At 71.6% G+C, this 16,975-nt stretch carries 15 protein-coding genes; 10 read left to right on the top strand and 5 right to left on the bottom strand.

Annotated elements, in window-relative coordinates:
- Positions 1-15: 15 nt before the first annotated feature.
- The gene (locus tag ABT130_RS33450; protein WP_350962279.1) at positions 16-762 is read right to left on the bottom strand and encodes an enoyl-CoA hydratase/isomerase family protein; all 747 of its coding nucleotides are present in this window, start codon (positions 760-762) and stop codon (positions 16-18) included.
- A complete protein-coding gene (locus tag ABT130_RS33445; RefSeq protein ID WP_350962276.1) occupies positions 759-1,727 on the bottom strand; it encodes a zinc-binding dehydrogenase in 969 nt (322 codons plus the stop codon). The genes ABT130_RS33450 and ABT130_RS33445 overlap by 4 nt, the downstream gene beginning before the upstream one ends.
- A gap of 140 nt (positions 1,728-1,867) precedes the next feature.
- Here ABT130_RS33445 and ABT130_RS33440 point away from each other — a divergent pair, with 140 nt between their 5' ends.
- Genes ABT130_RS33440 through ABT130_RS33405 form a run of 8 tightly spaced genes read left to right on the top strand, consistent with a single transcriptional unit; the run spans position 1,868 to position 10,987 of the window.
- Positions 1,868-3,067, top strand: a complete 1,200-nt coding sequence (locus tag ABT130_RS33440) for an acyl-CoA dehydrogenase family protein (RefSeq protein WP_350962273.1) — start codon at positions 1,868-1,870, stop codon at positions 3,065-3,067.
- Position 3,068: 1 nt separating this feature from the next.
- A complete protein-coding gene (locus ABT130_RS33435; protein ID WP_350962271.1) occupies positions 3,069-5,234 on the top strand; it encodes an acetate--CoA ligase family protein in 2,166 nt (721 codons plus the stop codon).
- Positions 5,235-5,263: 29 nt separating this feature from the next.
- Positions 5,264-6,391: an acyl-CoA dehydrogenase family protein gene (locus ABT130_RS33430; RefSeq protein WP_350929889.1), complete on the top strand. Its 1,128-nt coding sequence runs from the start codon at positions 5,264-5,266 to the stop codon at positions 6,389-6,391.
- A gap of 1 nt (position 6,392) precedes the next feature.
- On the top strand, positions 6,393-6,815 hold the full coding sequence (locus ABT130_RS33425) for a Zn-ribbon domain-containing OB-fold protein (protein ID WP_350962269.1): 423 nt from the start codon (positions 6,393-6,395) through the stop codon (positions 6,813-6,815).
- On the top strand, positions 6,812-7,966 hold the full coding sequence (locus ABT130_RS33420) for a thiolase C-terminal domain-containing protein (protein ID WP_350929891.1): 1,155 nt from the start codon (positions 6,812-6,814) through the stop codon (positions 7,964-7,966). The genes ABT130_RS33425 and ABT130_RS33420 overlap by 4 nt, the downstream gene beginning before the upstream one ends.
- Before the next feature lie 40 nt (positions 7,967-8,006).
- Positions 8,007-8,909: an SDR family oxidoreductase gene (locus ABT130_RS33415; protein WP_350929892.1), complete on the top strand. Its 903-nt coding sequence runs from the start codon at positions 8,007-8,009 to the stop codon at positions 8,907-8,909.
- Between the two features lies 1 nt (position 8,910).
- A complete protein-coding gene (locus ABT130_RS33410; RefSeq protein ID WP_350929893.1) occupies positions 8,911-9,771 on the top strand; it encodes a MaoC/PaaZ C-terminal domain-containing protein in 861 nt (286 codons plus the stop codon).
- Between the two features lie 37 nt (positions 9,772-9,808).
- Positions 9,809-10,987: an acyl-CoA dehydrogenase family protein gene (locus ABT130_RS33405; protein WP_350962266.1), complete on the top strand. Its 1,179-nt coding sequence runs from the start codon at positions 9,809-9,811 to the stop codon at positions 10,985-10,987.
- A 345-nt stretch (positions 10,988-11,332) separates the two neighbouring features.
- Here ABT130_RS33405 and pruA read toward each other — a convergent pair whose 3' ends face one another.
- Together pruA and ABT130_RS33395 are read right to left on the bottom strand one after the other, a co-directional pair.
- On the bottom strand, positions 11,333-12,958 hold the full coding sequence (pruA, locus tag ABT130_RS33400; RefSeq protein ID WP_350929895.1) for an L-glutamate gamma-semialdehyde dehydrogenase: 1,626 nt from the start codon (positions 12,956-12,958) through the stop codon (positions 11,333-11,335).
- The gene (locus ABT130_RS33395) at positions 12,958-13,884 is read right to left on the bottom strand and encodes a proline dehydrogenase family protein (protein WP_350962263.1); all 927 of its coding nucleotides are present in this window, start codon (positions 13,882-13,884) and stop codon (positions 12,958-12,960) included. The genes pruA and ABT130_RS33395 overlap by 1 nt, the downstream gene beginning before the upstream one ends.
- Before the next feature lie 94 nt (positions 13,885-13,978).
- Between ABT130_RS33395 and ABT130_RS33390 the strand changes: the two genes are divergently transcribed.
- On the top strand, positions 13,979-15,046 hold the full coding sequence (locus tag ABT130_RS33390) for a PucR family transcriptional regulator (RefSeq protein WP_350962261.1): 1,068 nt from the start codon (positions 13,979-13,981) through the stop codon (positions 15,044-15,046).
- Positions 15,047-15,062: 16 nt separating this feature from the next.
- Here ABT130_RS33390 and ABT130_RS33385 read toward each other — a convergent pair whose 3' ends face one another.
- Positions 15,063-15,794 (bottom strand): glycoside hydrolase family 16 protein, encoded by a 732-nt coding sequence (locus tag ABT130_RS33385; protein WP_350962259.1) that lies wholly within the window; start codon positions 15,792-15,794, stop codon positions 15,063-15,065.
- Positions 15,795-15,905: 111 nt separating this feature from the next.
- Here ABT130_RS33385 and ABT130_RS33380 point away from each other — a divergent pair, with 111 nt between their 5' ends.
- Positions 15,906-16,859, top strand: a complete 954-nt coding sequence (locus ABT130_RS33380; RefSeq protein WP_350962256.1) for a hypothetical protein — start codon at positions 15,906-15,908, stop codon at positions 16,857-16,859.
- Positions 16,860-16,975 lie beyond the last annotated feature (116 nt).

The raw sequence follows: 16,975 nt of genomic DNA, 5'->3' as shown, positions 1-16,975 counted from the left end.
CCGCGGCCCGGTCGCTCAGCGACGGATCGTGACGGCTCCGGGGTCGCCGTGGCCGGTGAAGTGCCGCTGGAAGTGCGCCCACTCGGTTTGGAGCGCCTCCGGCGGTGTCTGCCGGCGGACCGACCGGATGAGCGCGGTCATCTCCGCCACGGTGGTCCGGTCGTATCCGGCCAGCACCCGTGCCGCCTCGTCGGCGGTCTGCACCAGCAGGCTTCCCTGAACCGTCCGGCTCACCAGGCCGAACTCGGTCATCTCGGCGGCGCTGAACCGTTCGCCGAGGAGCAGCATCCGGGCCGCGCGCGCGGCTCCCACCGCGCGGACCAGCCGCGCGGAGCCGCCCCAGGCCGGGATTCGCCCGTGTGGCAGGTGCAGGTCCCCGAAGACCGCGTCCTGTGACGCGATCACGAGGTCGCACGCGAGGACCAGCTCCAGCCCGCCGGCGAACGCGGCCCCGTTCACCGCGGCGATCACCGGCAGCGGTGACTCCTCGATCGCCGCCATCAGATCGCGTCCGCTCTCCAGGAAGGCCAGGCGGGAGTCCGCGTCCCGCAGGGCGGCGGAGGCCCGGACGTCGGCTCCGGGGCAGAACGCCCTGCCGGTTCCGGTGACGACCAGGGTCCGCACCGCCGGGTCGGCCGCTCCGTCGGCGAGCCACCGGGTCAGCCCGGCGACGATCTCAGGGCCGAGGGCGTTCGCCCGCTCCGGCCGGTCCAGGCGTGCCCACAACGCCGAACCCCGGCGGCTGACCTGAACGTAGCTCATGGCTCGACCACGACCTTGCCGAACACCTGGCCGGAGAGCAGCCGGGAGAACTGCTCACGAGCCGAGTCAAGCGGCGCCACCGAGTCCACCAGCGGCCGGACGCCGCCGGCGACGAGGAACCCGATGAGGTCATCGAGTTCGGTCCGGGTGCCCATCGTCGAGCCGAGCACGTTGATCTGCCGGGAGAAGAGCCGGGCCAGGTTGGTCGGCGCGTCGAAGCCGGTGGTCGCGCCGGAGAGCACCACGGTGCCGCCCGGGCGTACCGCGGCGAGAGAGGACTTCCAGGTGGCCTGCCCCACGGTGTCGAGGACGACGTCGCAGTCGGACGGCAGCCGCGCCCCGGACATGACGACCTCGTGCGCGCCGAGCTCGGCGGCTCGTCCGGCCTTGGCGGGGTCCCGCGTGACCACGCGCACCCACAGTCCCGCGGCGCGGGCCAGCAGGATCGCGGCCGTGGCCACCCCGCCTCCGGCGCCCTGCACCAGCACCCGGTCACCGGGCCGCGCCCGAGCCTTGGTGAACAGCATGCGGTAGGCGGTCAGCCACGCGGTGGGCAGGCAGGCCGCCTCGGCCCAGGAGAGCGCGGCGGGTTTCGGGACCAGGTTGCGGCGCGGGACGACGATCCGCGCGGCCAGGGTCCCGTACCCCGCGTCCGAGAGCACGGACCGTTCCGGGTCGAGGGTCTCGTCACCACGGCCGCGCGCGGGGTCGCCGAGGACTGCGTGGATCACGTACTCGTTGCCGTCGTCGTCCACTCCGGCCGCGTCGGTGCCCAGTACGCAGGGAAGGCCTCCTGCCGGAGTGACGGCGCCGCGCAGCGTCCACACGTCGTGGTGGTTGAGCGAGGCGGCCCGCACCGTGATCGGCACCCAGCCGTCCGGCGGTACCGGTTCGGGGCGCTCTCCGACGGACAGGGCACTGACGGGGTCGTCGGCCGACGTGGCGTGCGCGAATGCGGCGAGCATCGGGGGGCTCCCTGGGCGGTCGAGGAGAAAGTTCTCGACATCATACCAACTGGCCGGTACGATTCTGGATATTCAACGCCTCGAATGTTCGAGGGATTCCACACCATCGCTGTGTGAGCGTCTGTGCTGAGGAGGATTGGATGACGACCGACTTCGGCGATAAACGGCTCGAGGACTTCCGCGCCGAACTGCGACAGTGGTTGAGTGAGCATCGGCGGCCGGCACTCGCGTCGATGGGCGAGTACGAGCTGGAACGCGAAGCCTGGCGGAACCCTGAGTCGCCGCTCTACGAGGACTTCCTCGCCTGGGAGAAGGCGTCGCTGGAAGCCGGGTTGGTCTGTCCGCACTGGCCCGTGGAGTACGGCGGCCGTGGACTGGACGACCTGGAGATGGCCGTCCTCGCCGAGGAGTTCGCACGCGCGGACATGCCGCGCGTGACCCGGGGGATGGGGGAGCGCCTCGCCGGTCCGGCCATCCTCGCGCACGGCACCCCTGAGCAGAAGGCGTACTTCCTGCCGCGTGTCGTCAGCGGCGAGGACAGGTACTGCCAGGGTTTCTCCGAGCCCGATGCCGGCTCGGACCTGGCCGCCGTCGCCACCCAGGGGGTCGTGGAGGGTGACGAGATCGTCATCACCGGGCAGAAGATCTGGACATCCCGCGCACATCTCGCCGACACGCTGTTCCTGCTGTGCCGGACCGACCCGCACGCCCCCAAGCACAAGGGCATCTCCTACGTGCTCGTCCCCATGAAGGACAACGGGATCACGGTGCGGCCGCTGATCACCATGTCGGGTGAGGACGCGTTCTCCCAGGAGTACATCGACGGCGCCCGAGCTCCCCTGTTCAACGTCATCGGGGGTCTCAACAACGGGTGGCGGTCCGCGATGACCACCCTCGGCAGCGAGCGTGGCGCGGTGGCCGCCGTCCAGCACCTGGAGTACGAGAAGGAGTGGGAGGCCCTGGTCGAGCGGGCCAGGGAACTCGGCAGGGACGCCGATCCGCTCATCCGCCAGAAGCTGGCCTGGGCCTACTGTCAGGTGCACGTCATGAAGGCCACCGGCCAGCGGGTTCTCGCCACCCTCGCCTCCGGCGGGGAACTGGGCGCCGAGGCGTCGCTGACCAAGCTGGTCTGGAGCGAGTACCACCGGAAACTGGGCGAGATCGCCATCGACATCGAGGGCGCGGAGGCGCTGGTGCGTCCCTCGGGCGACGGCTACCGGGTGGGGCGCTGGCAGAAGACGTTCCTCACCAGCCGCGCTGAGACGATCTTCGCGGGAACGAGCGAGGTCCAGCGCCGGATCGTCGCCGAACGGGTGCTCGGCCTGCCGAGGTCGTCCTAGCGTGGCGATCCTCGACAACGTGACCGGTGGCGCGCGGTCGGAGGCGGCGCGGGCGACGTCGGACCTGAGCACGCTCTTCCGGCCGCGCTCGGTCGCCCTCGTCGGTGCGACGGAACGTTCCATGTGGTCGGTCAACGCCTTCGAGAACCTGCGTCGCTACTCGCCGCGGATCGCGGTGCACTGCGTCAGCCCTACGCGGGCGACCGTGCACGGTGTCACGGCGGCGGCCTCCCTCAGCGCGCTGGGAGAGGCGGTCGACCTGGCCTACATCATGTCCCCGCGCGACACCGTTCCCGACATCCTGCGCGAGGCGGCCGCGAACGGGATCGGCGGCGCCATCGTGCTCACCGCGGGATTCGGGGAGACGGACGACGGCCGAGCGCTACAGCGCGAGCTCGTCGCGGCGGTGGAGGAGACCGGCATCCACCTGCTGGGGCCGAACGGCAGCGGGTACGTGGACGTGCGGCACCAGGTCGTACCGTTCGGCCTCGCGCTGCCGAACCTGCCCGACCCCGGCGGTGCCTCGTTCGTCCTGCAGTCGGGCGGCCTGATGAAGCCGTTGCTCTCCCTGGCCAGAGCCTGGGGTGTGGGGGTCGGCATGCTGGCGGGCACCGGGAACGAGGCCACGCTCTCGTCCACCGATGTGGCGCGGTATCTCATCGAGAGCGAGGAGACCGGGGCGATCGGCCTGTTCCTCGAGGCGTTCAGGGACGCCGAGGGCTTCCGGTCGCTGGCGGAGCGCGCGCTCGAACTCGACCGGCCGGTCGTGGTGCTCCCGGTCGGGCGCAGTGAGGTGGCCCGGCGAACGGCGATGTCGCACACCGGGGCGCTGGCGGGAGACGCCGCGGTGACGTCCGCGGTGCTGCGGGAGCTCGGCGTGGTCGAGGTCTCCTCGATGGAGGAGTTCGTCGCGACGACCGAGCTGCTCTCCCGCGGGGTGCGGCCGCGCGGTGGCCGCCTCGGCGTGGTCTCGGCGTCCGGCGGAAGCTGTGAGCTGGTGGCGGACAAGGCCGCCGACGAGGGGATGACCCTGCCGCGGCTGCCATCCGCGGCGCTGGAGGAGCTCCGCTCCCTGCTGCCGGCCTTCTCCCACGTGCAGAACCCTCTCGATGTCACCGGTTACGCGACGGTGAACCCGAGCCTGCCGGTGGACGCGGCCGCCATCATGGGCAGGACCGGGGCGGAGCACTACGACCTGCTGCTGTTCCAGGCGTTCGTCGCGCCCCCCGGGCGACCCGCCGACCCCGACCTCACCCGCGCCCACTTCGCGGCGATCGCGGACACCGTCAAGGGGCTCGACGTCCCGGTGCTGCTCCAGGACGAGGTGGGTGTCGGGCTCAGCGACTTCGCCCGGGAGCTGTTCGCGGAACTCGGCCTCGTCAGGTTGCCGGGAGTCGAGGTCGGGTTGCGCGCCGTCGCCAACGCGATGCGCTACACGGGCAGCAGGGAGCGGCTGCGCGGGGCGGAGCGGACCGCCGCCCGGCCGACGTCGTCCGCACCTCTGCCGGAGGGCCCGCTGTCGGAGGCACGGGCGCTGGAGTTGCTGGGTGGCCACGGCGTCCCGGTGATGCCCCACCGCCTCGTCTCGGACGCGGCGGGCGCGGTGGAGGCCGCACGGCTGCTCGGTGGCCGGGTGGTGTTGAAGATCTGCTCGCCGGACATCGCCCACAAGTCCGATGTCGGTGGCGTCGTCCTCGACGTCGAGGGTGACGACGCGGTGGCCGAGGCGTACACCGGCCTGATGGCCACGGTCACCGCCCGGGTACCGGAGGCGCGCCTGGACGGCGTGCTCGTCGCGCCCTTTCGCCCCGGTGGCGTCGAGCTGATCGTCGGCATCAACCGCGACCCCGTCTGGGGGCCCGTTCTCGTCCTCGGGTTCGGCGGTGTGCTGGTGGAGGTACTGGCGGACGTGGCGATACGGCCGCTGCCGGTCAGCGCGCGAGACGTCACCGAGATGCTCGACGGGCTCCGGGGGGCGGCGCTCCTGCGGGGAGCACGAGGCCGTGCGGCCGGCGATGTCGACGCCGTGGTCGCGGCGGTCCTGGCATTGGCGGACGCGGCACTCGGCTGGGGTGACGGCTGGGATTCAGTGGAGGTCAACCCGATGCGGGTCGACGGGACGGTGGTCGAGGCCCTCGACGCCCTCGTGGTCGGTAGGTCGGCGTGACACTCACCAGGAAGCGTAAGGAGACGGCAATGAGGCTTGGATTCACGGCTGAGCAGGAGGAACTGCGCACCGGCGTGCGTCGCCTGCTCACCGAGCACGCGAGCACCGACAGGCTGCGGGCGGAGTTGGAGTCCGAGGAGCCCTACGACGCGGGGCTCTGGAAGCTGATGGCGGAGAGCCTCGGACTGCACGCGATGGCGATTCCCGAGGAGTACGGCGGCGCGGGCTACGGCTTCCGCGAGCAGTCGGTGGTGCTGGAGGAGATGGGCCGGGTGCTGCTGCGCTCGCCCTACCTGTCCACCGTGGTCGTGGCGGCCAACGCCCTGCTGCTCGGCGACGACGAGGAACTGCGCCGCGAGTGGCTGCCCCGCATCGCCGCCGGCGACGCGATCGCGAGCCTGGCCCACGTCGAGGCGGACGGGGACTGGCGGGCCACCCGCCCCCGGGTGAGCGCGGTACGCGACGGCGAGGGCTGGCGCGTCACCGGGACCAAGTCGTTCGTGATGGACGGCGTCCAGGCGGACCTGCTCCTCGTCCTGGCCTCGGTCGCGGGCGGCGAGGAGGGCGAGACCGTGCTGCTCGCCGTGGACACCCGCGAGGCGGGCGTCGTCGCCGAGGACGTACCCGTGCTGGACATGACACGGCGGCTGGCGACGGTGACGTTCGCCGACGCCCGCGGCCGGGCGGTCGCCCTGGGAGCCCGCGCCCGGCGGGTGCTGGACGCGACCCTCGGCATCGCGGCCGCCGGCCTGGCGTGCGAGCAGGTGGGCGGTGCCGCGCGGTCCCTGGAGGTGGCCGTGGAGTACGCCAAGGTCCGCGAGCAGTTCGGCGTCCCCATCGGCAGCTTCCAGGCCATCAAGTTCAAGTGCGCCGACATGCTGCTCGACCTGGAGGCGGCGCGCTCCGCGGCGTACTACGCGGCGGCCGCGGTCGCCGACGACGCGGAGGACCTGCCCATCGCGACCTCCGTGGCGAAGGCGGTCTGCTCGGACGCCTACACGGCCATCACCGGAGAGATGATCCAGGTACTCGGTGGGATCGGCTACACCTGGGAGCACGACGCCCACCTCTACTTCAAGAGGGCGAAGGCCTCCCAGCACCTTTTCGGAGACTCCGACCTGCACCGCGAGCAGCTCGCCGTCCGGGTGGGGGTCTGACGTGGCCCGCAACGAGGGGAAGCAGGCGCCGAAGCCCACCCCCGAGACCCGGCCCTACTGGGACGGCGCCGCGGCCGGTGAGCTGCGGCTGCCGCGGTGCGTCCCGTGCGGTAAGGCGTTCCTCTACCCGCGCTCGGTCTGCCCCTTCTGCTCGTCGCCGGACATCGAGTGGTTCACCGCCACCGGCAGGGGCAAGCTGCACTCCTACCTGATCGCCCACCGGCCGTCGCCCGGCTTCGAGAACGAGGGACCGTACGCCGTGGCGGTGGTGGAGCTCGAGGAGGGTCCAAGACTCATGTCCAACATCGTCGGGGTTCCCAACGACCCGGAGCACCTTGTCCTCGACATGGATCTCGAGGTCGTCTTCGACAAGCACGGTGACGTCGCCGTTCCGAAGTTCCAGCCGGCGGGCGGTGGCCGATGAGCATCCGAGGCAGGGTCGCGATCGTCGGAGCCGCCGAGTCCGAGCAGCTCGGGCGCATCCCCGACAAGTCCGCGCTGCAGCTGCACGCCGAGTCCGGGCTGGCCGCGCTGCGCGACGCGGGGCTCACCGTCGCGGACGTCGACGGGGTGGCCTGCGCGGGGGAGAGCCCGCTGGACGTCGCCGACTACCTGGGTATCAACCCCTCCTACCTGGACGGGACGATGGTCGGCGGGACGTCGTTCATGCTGCACGTCCGGCACGCCGCCGCCGCGATCATGGCCGGGCTCTGCGAGACGGTCCTGATCACCCACGGCGAGTCCGGCAGGTCCCGGGTCGGCATGCAGCCGTGGGCCCCCGCGCCGCAGTCGATGCGCGGGCAGTTCGAGGTGCCCTACGGCGGGGTCTTCGCACCGTCGACGTTCCCCATCGGGGTACTGCGCTACATGAAGCAGTACGGCATGACACCGGAACAGCTGGCGATGGTGCCGGTCGTCCAGCGGAAGTGGGCCGCCCTCAACCCGCGGGCGAAGCTGCGGGACGAGATCACCGTCGACGACGTGCTGTCCTCCAAGATGATCTCCTACCCGCTCCACCTGCTGGAGTGCTGCCTGGTCACCGATGGCGGCGCCGCGGTGGTGGTCACCTCCGCCCGGCGGGCCGCCGACGGGCCGAAACCTCCCGTGTACCTGCTGGGGGCCGGTGAGGCGGGAGAGTCGTCGGCCATCTCGCAGATGGCGGACCTGACGTCGTCCCGCGCGTTCCGGGATGCCGGCCGCGCGGCGTTCGCGGAGGCCGGGGTCTCGCACTCCGAGGTGGACCACCTGATGATCTACGACGCCTTCGCGCACGTCCCGCTGTACGGGCTGGAGGATCTGGGCTTCGTGGGCCGCGGGGAGTCCTTCGGATTCGTCGAGGAGGGGCACACGGCCCCCGGCGGGCGGCTTCCGATGAACACCAACGGTGGTGGTCTCGCGTACACGCACACCGGGATGTACGGCATGTTCGCCATCTGCGAGTCCGTACGCCAGGTACGCGGGGAGGCCGCGGCCCAGGTGGACGGGGTGCGGACCAGCGTCGTGCTGGGGAACGGCGGCTCGTTCATGAGCGCGGGCGTCCTGGTGCTCGGCGCGGAAGAGGTCGCCGCCGCCTGAGGCGCCACCCCATTGTCGAAACATGTGAACAGGAGGACGGATGTCGCGGTTGTGTGAGGGACGCGTGGTGATCGTGACCGGTGCGGGCAACGGCATCGGCCGCTTCCACGCGCTGGAGTTCGCCCGCCAGGGGGCCAAGGTGGTCGTCAACGACCGGGGTGTCGAGCGTGGCGGCGCGGGTGGCTCGCGCACGCCGGCCGACGCGGTCGTCGCGGAGATCGAGGCGATGGGAGGCGAGGCCGTCGCCGACCACGGCGACATCGCCGACATGGCCTCGGCCGAGGCCATGGTGCAGACCGCCGTCGACCGGTTCGGCACCTTGGACGTGCTGGTGAACAACGCCGGCATCGTGCGTGACCGCACGCTGACCAACATGACGGAGGAGGAGTGGGACGACGTCATCAGGGTCCACCTGAAGGGAACCTTCGCGCCGTCCCGCGCCGCCGCCCGGTACTGGAAGGCGCGTGCCAAGGCGGGCGAGAAGCCGTCCGCGCGCCTGGTCAACACCTCGTCCTCGTCCGGCCTGCTCGGTAACATCGGCCAGACCAACTACGGGGCGGCCAAGGCGGGCATCGCCGGCTTCACCGTGATCGCGGCCATGGAACTCGCTCCGTACGGGATCACCGTCAACGCGGTCGCTCCCGGAGCGCGAACCCGGATGACCGAGGGGCTGATGGCCGAGCCCGAGGGGGACTTCGACCCCTACGACCCGGCCGCCATCTCGCCGCTGGTCGCCTGGCTGGGCAGCGAGCGGTCCGCCGGCGTCACCGGACAGGTCTTCGGGTCCAGCGGAGGACTGCTCAGCGTGTACGAGGGCTGGAACGTCGGCCCCACCGCGGAGCTTCCCCGGCTGTGGCGCGCCGAGGAGATCGACGGAGCGGTCCGCAAGCTGCTGGCCCAGTCCGTGCAGAACCCCCGGCTGCCCCAGCTGGACGGGGCCTGACATGGCCCTCGACCTCGACGCGGTCGGCCGGATCAGCGAGCCGGTGGACATCTCGTGGGGATCCGACGAGGCGCTGCTCTACGCCGTCTCGGTCGGCGCCGGGCAGGATCCGGGCGCCGAGCTGTCGGTGACCACGGAGAACAGCGAGAACCTGCGCCAGCGGGTGCTGCCGACCTTCGGCGCGCTGCTCAGCCAGCGGGTGTCCAGGCCGGACATCGGTTCGTACGACAGGAGCCGGCTGCTCCACGCCGAGCAGCACCTGGAGCTGGCGGCCCCGACGGCGGTCTCCGGCCGGGCGAGACTGACCGCCGAAGTGCTGGCGATCCATGACAAGGGCAGCGGGGCGATCGTGTGGACCGGCGTCCGCGCGGTCGATCCCATCTCCGGCGCGCCGATGTTCTCCACCCGGTCGGCCGCCTTCATCCGGGGTGCGGGAGGCTTCGGCGGCCCCCGGGGGGCCGCCGACGACTGGAAGCGGCCGGCGCGTTCTCCGGACGAGATCGTGCGCTACCAGACCCGTCCGGAACAGGCGCTGCTCTACCGCCTGACCGGTGACCGCAACCCCCTGCACTCGGATCCCGCGTTCGCGGCCCGTGGCGGGTTCGACCGGCCGATCCTGCACGGGATGTGCACGTACGGCTTCACCGGCAGGGCCGTCGTGGCGGCCGCCTGCGGCGGCGATCCGGATCTGCTCACCGCCATCGGCGGCCGGTTCCGCGGCATCGTCGTCCCCGGGGAGGCTCTGGAGGTCCGCCTGTGGCTGGACGGGGCCGACGTGATGTTCCAGACCGTCCGGGCGGACGGGACCGTGGTGATCGACCGAGGTGTCGCGCGGATCGACGCGTCCCGTCGCTCCTGGTAGATGACACCTTTCGACTTGGCAACAGGTGAGGCACGAAGTGAACAAACGTTCCGCCGGACTTGATCCGTACGACTTCCTCGACATCGACTCGCTGCTCGACACCGAGGAGAGGGAGATCCGCGACACGGTCCGCCGTTTCGTCAGGGAGCGGGTGTTGCCGGAGATCGGCGACTGGTACGAGAGTGGGGTGTTCCCGCGCGAGATCGCCAAGGAACTCGGCTCCCTGGGGCTGCTCGGCATGCACCTGGACGGCTACGGCTGTGCCGGTACCAACGCGGTCTCCTACGGCCTGGCCTGCCTGGAGGTGGAGGCGGGTGACAGCGGCCTGCGCAGTTTCGTGTCCGTGCAGGGTTCCCTGGCGATGTTCCCGATTCGCGCCTACGGATCGGAGGAGCAGCGGGAGACCTGGCTGCCGCGGATGGCGGCGGGGGAGGCCATCGGGTGCTTCGGGCTGACCGAGCCGGACTCCGGCAGCGACCCCGGCAGCATGCGGACGACGGCCCGCCGGGACGGTTCCGACTGGGTTCTCAACGGGACCAAGATGTGGATCACCAACGGTGGCATCGCGGATGTGGCCGTGGTGTGGGCCCGAGCCGAGGAAGGCGTGCGGGGCTTCGTGGTCCCCACCGACACGCCGGGGTTCAGCACCAGGGACGTGCACGGGAAGCTCTCCATGCGGGCCTCGGTGACCTCCGAACTGGTGCTGGAGGACGTGCGGCTGCCCGAGGACGCGGTGCTGCCCGGCGTCGTGGGGCTGAAGGGCCCGCTGTCCTGCCTGAACGAGGCGAGGTTCGGGATCCTGTTCGGCGCGGTCGGCGCGGCACGGGCGTGCTACGAGGCGGCGGTGGAGTACAGCGTCTCCCGCACGCAGTTCGGCAAGCCGGTGGCCGGTTTCCAGCTGGTGCAGCGGAAGCTGGCCGAGATGGCGGTCAGCGTCAACCGGTCGAGCCTGCTGGCGATTCACCTGGGGCGGCTCAAGGACGCGGGCAGGCTGGTGCCGGCTCAGGTGAGCTTCGGCAAGCTGGACAACGTCCGGCAGGCCCTCGACGTCGCGCGCGAGGCGCGCGGCTGTCTCGGCGCGAACGGGATCACGCTGGAGTACCCGGTGATCCGGCACATGACCAACCTGGAGTCGGTCTCCACCTACGAGGGCACGCACGAGATCCACACCCTGGTACTCGGTGAGGCGATCACCGGGATGCCCGCCTACCGGTGATCGCCTCGTCGAACGCGACGAGCAGGTGACGGTGCCGCGCGTGGCACGACCGAGCCGGATCAGAAGCCGGTAGTGCTCATCGTCACCACCGGACTGCGGGCCTGTCACGAATATCCGCACCGGCTACCGCCGGTGCTCCGTTTCCTCACAGGGGAGAACACGCGGCGCCCGGGTCTCGATGTTCGAGACCCGGGCGCCGTGCTCTTCGCGCTCGGGCCGTCCTGATCGGGGCGCTTCGCGTCTCACCTGTCGCCGAGGGGCGTCTCCGGCGGCCGGGGCAGCGGATCCTGGCAAGCGTCGGCAGGCCGTCGACCGTCCGGGATGGCGCGTCCGGCTCGCCGGATGTCAGCCCATGTGCGGGTAGCGGTGGTCGGTCGGCGGGACGAACGTCTCCTTGATCGTCCGGGCGTTGACCCAGCGGGTGAGGTTGAGGATCGACCCGGCCTTGTCGTTGGTGCCCGAGGCGCGGGCCCCGCCGAAGGGCTGCTGGCCGACGACCGCGCCGGTCGGCTTGTCGTTGATGTAGAGGTTGCCCGCCGCGAAGCGCAGCCGCTCCGACGCCGAGGTGATCGCGTAGCGGTCCTGGGCGATGATCGAGCCGGTCAGCGCGTACGGGGAGACACCCTCCATCTGGTCGAGCACCGCGTCGAAGTCCGCGTCGTCGTAGACGTGCACGCCGAGGATCGGGCCGAAGTACTCCTTGACGAAGATCTCGTCGGTGGGATCGGCCGACTCCAGGATGGTCGGCCTCACGAAGTAGCCGGTCGAGTCGTCGTACGAGCCGGTCAGCACGTTGATCGAGTCGAGCGAGCGGGCCCGGTCGATCGCGGCCCTGTGCTTGGCGAACGCCCGCCCGTCGATGACCGCGCCCATGAAGGTCGACAGGTCGGCGGCCACGTCGCCGACGGTCAGCGACTCGGCGGTGCCCACCAGCTCGTCGCGGATCACCGACCAGACCGAGCGCGGCACGTAGGCCCGGGAGGCGGCCGAGCACTTCTGCCCCTGGTACTCGAAGGCGCCGCGGACCAGCGCGGTGGCGAGCACACCGGGATCGGCGGAGGGGTGGGCCAGCACGAAGTCCTTGCCGCCGGTCTCGCCGACCAGACGCGGGTAGGACCGGTAGGAGGTGATGTTGGCGCCGACCGTGGACCACAGGTGCTGGAAGGTCGCCGTGGAGCCGGTGAAGTGGATGCCCGCCAGGTCGGGGTGGGTCGTCGCGACCTCGGAGACGGCGGCGCCGTTGCCGGTCACCATGTTGATGACGCCCGGCGGAAGCCCGGCCTCCTCCAGCAGGCGCATGGTGAAGTGCGCGGCGAACTGCTGGGTGGGGGAGGGCTTCCAGACGACCACGTTGCCCATCAGGGCCGGAGCCGACGGCAGGTTCCCGGCGATGGCCGTGAAGTTGAACGGGGTGATCGCCAGGACGAAGCCCTCCAGCGGCCGGTACTCCATCCGGTTCCACACGCCGGACGACGAGATCGGCTGGTCACTGAGGAGCCTGCGGGCGAAGTCCACGTTGAAGCGCAGGAAGTCGATCAGCTCGCAGGCCGAGTCGATCTCCGCCTGCTGCGCGGACTTGGACTGGCCCAGGATCGTCGCGCCGTTCAGCGTCTGCCGGTAGGGGCCGGCCAGCAGGTCGGCGGCCCGCAGGAAGATCGCGGCCCGCTCGTCGAACGGCATGGCGCGCCACGCGGGCGCCGCCCGCAGCGCGGCGTCGATCGCCGCGCGCACGTCGCCGGCGGTGGCGTCGGCCGTACGGCCGAGCACGGAGGCGTGGTTGTGCGGCTGGACCACGTCGATCGGGGCGCCGCCGCCCATCCGCTGCTCGCCGCCGATCGTCATCGTCAGATCCAGCTGGGCCCCGGCCAGCTCCTTGACGCGGTTCTCCAGCGCGGTGCGCTCGGCACTGCCCGGCGCGTAGCCGAGCACCGGCTCGTTGATCGGGGCGGGAACTGTGGAGATGGCATCCATCACTTGCCTCCAAGGGCACGAAGAAAGAAGGCGATGTTCGCCGGACGCTCGGCCAGCCGGCGCATGAAGTAGCCGTACCAGTCGTCGCCGTAGGGGACGTAGACGCGCATGACATGGCCGGCGCCCGCCAGGGCCTGCTGCCGGTCCGTCCTGATTCCGTAGAGCATCTGGTACTCGTAGTCACCGGGGGAGCGGCCGAACCGGTCGGCGAGCGTCTCGGTGATGGAGATCAGCCGGTCGTCGTGCGTCGCCACCATCGGGTAGCCGGCACCCGACATGAGAATGCGCAGGCAGCGCACGTAGGCTCGGTCGACCTCGTTCTTGTTCCGGTGGGCCACCGAGGCCGGTTCGGCGTAGGCGCCCTTGACCAGGCGGACCCGGGAGCCCTGGTAGGCCAGGTCGCGGCAGTCGGCCTCGCTGCGGAACAGATAGGACTGCACCGCGACGCCGACGGAGGGGAAGTCCTCGCGCAGGGCCCGCAGCGTCTCCAGCGTGGAGTCGACGGTGGTGTGGTCCTCCATGTCGAGGGTCACGTTCGCCCCGCAGGCGCGGGCGGCCTCGCAGATCTGCCGCGCGTTCTCCAAAGCGATCTTGTCACCGTCGGCGCCCAGCGCCTGGCCGACCGCCGAGAGCTTCACCGAAACCTCGGCGCGGTCGCCGAGCCCCAGCTCGCCCAGGGGGCTGAGCAGAGTGGTGTACGCCCTGGCCGTCTGGGCGGCGGCAGCGGCGTCCTTCGTCTCCTCACCCAGGTGGTCGACGCTGACGGCCAGGCCCGCGGCGGCGAGGCGACGGATCACCTCGACCGCGTCCTGGGGCGTCTCGCCCGCGACGAAGCGGTCGACGACCTTGCGTGTCAGTGGTACGCCGGAGACCGCGCGCCGTACCAGCGGCAACCGGGATGCGCCGAGAAGGAGGGAACCGAGCATGTATTCACCCTAAAACCCTGCTCAGGCCGACCATCATGTGCATCTGCCACGACCGGCGGGAAGAGTGTTCATACACATGTACAACAATGGTGAGGTGTTACAGGAGACAGTCGACGAGATCGCCACCAGGCTCGGTGCCTCCGCCACCCTGGAGGACCGCTCGTTCCAGCTCCTGGCCTATGCCGCGCAGAGCGGTGACATCGACATGGTGCGCCAGGAGTCCATTCTGCGGCGCCGCGCGACCGACCAGGTGCGGGCCTACTTCGAGGGATACGGCATCGCCGGCGCCCACGGGCCGGTGCGCATCCCCGCCGACGCCGACCTGGGGGTGCTCGCCCGGGTGTGCGTGCCGCTGCGGCACCGCGAGGTGACCTACGGTTACCTGTGGCTGCTCGACGACGGCACGCTCGGCGACGACGTCCTGGCCTCGGTCGGCGATCTGGTCTCCCGGGCCGCCGCGGTCCTCGCGCAGGAGGCCCGCAGCCGCCAGGACATGGGGGCGAGCCTGCGAGGACTGTTCTCCTCCGACACCGAGGAGCGTTCCTGGGCGCTGTCGAGGCTGGACCTGCGCGGTCCGGTGGCGGCGATCGCCGCCCGCAGCTCGCCGGACCGGGTCGCCGCCCTCTGGACGCTCCCGCGCGGCGTGCTCGCCGATCCGGCGTTCCCCGCCGGGGACGAGCCGCTGGTCGCGCTGCTGGTCCCGGCGGGCCAGGCGGGGGAGTTGGCGGGCCGGATCCAGGGCATGTACGGCACGGTGGTGGGTGTCGGCGCCACCCGGGACGATCCCGCCCAGGCCTGGCGGAGCTGGCGGGAGGCCGTGCACGCGCTCGGCGTCGCCGGCCGGGTGCCCGCGCTGGGGCCCGTCGCCGCCTGGTCGGGGCTGGGGGTCTACCGGCTGCTCGCCCGCATGTCCCAGGCCGGGCTGCGGGAACTGGCGGAGGAGGTCGCGGGGCTGGCCCGGGACCCGGAACTGGTCAGGACCGTGGAGAGCTATCTCGACCGCGCGGGTCACGTCCAGGAGACCGCCACCGCGCTCGGCGTGCACCGCCAGACGCTCTACTACCGGCTGGCCAAGGCCGAGCGGCTCACCGGCCGCGACCTCGCCGACGGCGAGAATCGCCTGCTGGTCCACCTCGCCCTCAAGGCGATCCGCCTGCTCTGAAAAGGCCCCGGCCGCGCTAAACGGCGGCCCGGTAGATCTTTACCCAGTCCACGTACATGCTGACCGTCGGCGGAGTGGAGCGGTTGCGGCACGGCGACCACTCGTTGCACGTCACGTCGTTCTGCAGCGCCAGGTGCATGGAGCGGCCCCTCGGCACGTTCGGCCCCCGGTAGTCCCACACCTTCGCGCCGTCCAGCCAGAACGTCAGCCGTCCGGGCAGCCAGTCGACCGCGACCGTGTGCCACCGGGTGAAGTCGGCCCGCATCTGCCGCTGGGCCTGGGGGCCGTCGCCGCGGTGCACGAAGATCCCGCCCGATCTGCGGGCCGGATCGATGATCTCGGCGAAGTCGATCTCCGCGTACTCCCCACGGCCCTGGTCGGATGGCCAGAGCAGGGCCACCGGGGTGTAGCCGGCGCCGCGCTCGGCCCGCAGCCGCACCTCCCAGCGCCCGTACCGCTGCGCCGAGCGGGTCGCGATGCCACCGGACAGGTCCCTGCCTGCCACGATGCCGCCCTTGAGCCGCAGGGCGCCGCCGCCCACGCTCGTGGCCCGCCCGGTGCGCGGGTTGGTCTCGGCGTTGGGGGAGTGGTAGACGACCCACCTACGGCCGTCGACCCGGGTGCCGTCGAAGTTCTCCACCAGGACGGGGGCGCCCCACCCGCGCTCGGCGGACGCGCTCTGTGCCGGCAGCGCGGAGAGCGCCAGGGCGGCGGTCAGGATGCCCAGGAACGTGCCACGAATTGACATGGGCCCATCAAAGCAACGATCGCACTCCAGTAACAGTGGTATTCCATTTTCGCATCCGTCCCACGAATCCGGAGGGTGCTACTCCGGGCAGGTTGTGCCACGATTTCGGACATGAGCGACATTGACGCCATACGGCGGGCACTGGCCAGGCTGGTGGAGTCCGGTGAGCTCCAGGCGGAGCAGGTGGAGCCGGTCACCCTCGCCGTGGGCGAGGCGCTGCGCGACCGGGGCGCCGGGGACCGGGTCAGATGGAGCGAGATCCTCGCCTACGTCGGCGGGGGACTCGTCCTGGCCGGTGCCGCCGCATTCGTCGCGCTGGGCTGGGAGCGGATGACCCAGCCGACGAAGATCACGGCGCTCGCCGTGGTCACCGTCCTGCTGCTGGCGGTGGCCACCGGGCTCGGCCGGGCCGCGCGGTCCGCGACCGGCAGGACGGCCGCGGTACAGGGCAGGGTCGCCGCCACGCTCGCCGCGCTGGGCTCGGGTACGGCCGCCCTCTGCGCGGGGGTCGCCGCCGACCGCCACGAGGGACTCGTCGCCGGCCTGGCCGGGCTGGTGGTCGCGGCGGTGGCCTACGTGCTGCTGCCCACCGCGATCGGCCTGCTGGCCTGCGGTGGGTTCGCCCTGCTCACGGTGACCGGCCTGCTGGACCTCTTCGTCAGGCAGGAGGGCGCCGGCTGGGGCCTCGCCTACGTCGCACTGGGCGTGCTCATCCTGGCGCTCGCCCTCGCCGGGCTGCTCGCCCCCGGCGGCCTGGGGCTGGGCATGGGCGCCGCCATCGCGCTCTTCGGCGGGCAGTGGCCCGTCCTGTGGGACGGGGAGGCCTGGGGGTACTGGCTGACCGCGGTGATCGCGCTGGCCTGCCTGGCGCTGTACGGGCGCCGGCGTACCTGGGTGCTGATCGTCAGCGGAGTGGCCGGGTTGACGCTCGCCGTTCCCGAGGCGGTCTGGGACTGGACCGACGGGGCCGTGGGCGGCGCGGTGATCCTGGTCCTGGCCGGGGCCGTCCTGCTGGCCGCGAGCGGCCTCGGGGTCGTGCTGCACCGCCGCGCGTCCCAGCCGTAGGGCCGCCTTCCGGCACGGACCCGTCACAGGTGAGAAGACCGGGACTCCCGCGGGAGTCCCGGTCTTCTCAGAGCCGCAGAGCCAAAGGCGTGAAACCACTCACCTAAAACGAAAAC

The organism is Streptosporangium sp. NPDC001681, assembly GCF_040298085.1.
Taxonomy (GTDB): Bacteria; Actinomycetota; Actinomycetes; order Streptosporangiales; family Streptosporangiaceae; genus Streptosporangium.
The sequence above is the reverse complement of the archived record's forward strand: the minus strand, read 5'-3'. Positions and strand labels throughout refer to the sequence as shown.

Bases quoted from the DNA above. Each gene is read 5' to 3' on its own strand.
- ABT130_RS33450 (WP_350962279.1), bottom strand. From the start codon at position 762: ATGAGCTACGTTCAGGTCAGCCGCCGGGGTTCGGCGTTGTGGGCACGC.
- ABT130_RS33445 (WP_350962276.1), bottom strand. From the start codon at position 1,727: ATGCTCGCCGCATTCGCGCACGCCACGTCGGCCGACGACCCCGTCAGT.
- ABT130_RS33440 (WP_350962273.1), top strand. From the start codon at position 1,868: ATGACGACCGACTTCGGCGATAAACGGCTCGAGGACTTCCGCGCCGAA.
- ABT130_RS33430 (WP_350929889.1), top strand. From the start codon at position 5,264: ATGAGGCTTGGATTCACGGCTGAGCAGGAGGAACTGCGCACCGGCGTG.
- ABT130_RS33420 (WP_350929891.1), top strand. From the start codon at position 6,812: ATGAGCATCCGAGGCAGGGTCGCGATCGTCGGAGCCGCCGAGTCCGAG.
- ABT130_RS33415 (WP_350929892.1), top strand. From the start codon at position 8,007: ATGTCGCGGTTGTGTGAGGGACGCGTGGTGATCGTGACCGGTGCGGGC.
- ABT130_RS33410 (WP_350929893.1), top strand. From the start codon at position 8,911: ATGGCCCTCGACCTCGACGCGGTCGGCCGGATCAGCGAGCCGGTGGAC.
- pruA (WP_350929895.1), bottom strand. From the start codon at position 12,958: ATGGATGCCATCTCCACAGTTCCCGCCCCGATCAACGAGCCGGTGCTC.
- ABT130_RS33395 (WP_350962263.1), bottom strand. From the start codon at position 13,884: ATGCTCGGTTCCCTCCTTCTCGGCGCATCCCGGTTGCCGCTGGTACGG.
- ABT130_RS33385 (WP_350962259.1), bottom strand. From the start codon at position 15,794: ATGTCAATTCGTGGCACGTTCCTGGGCATCCTGACCGCCGCCCTGGCG.
- ABT130_RS33380 (WP_350962256.1), top strand. From the start codon at position 15,906: ATGAGCGACATTGACGCCATACGGCGGGCACTGGCCAGGCTGGTGGAG.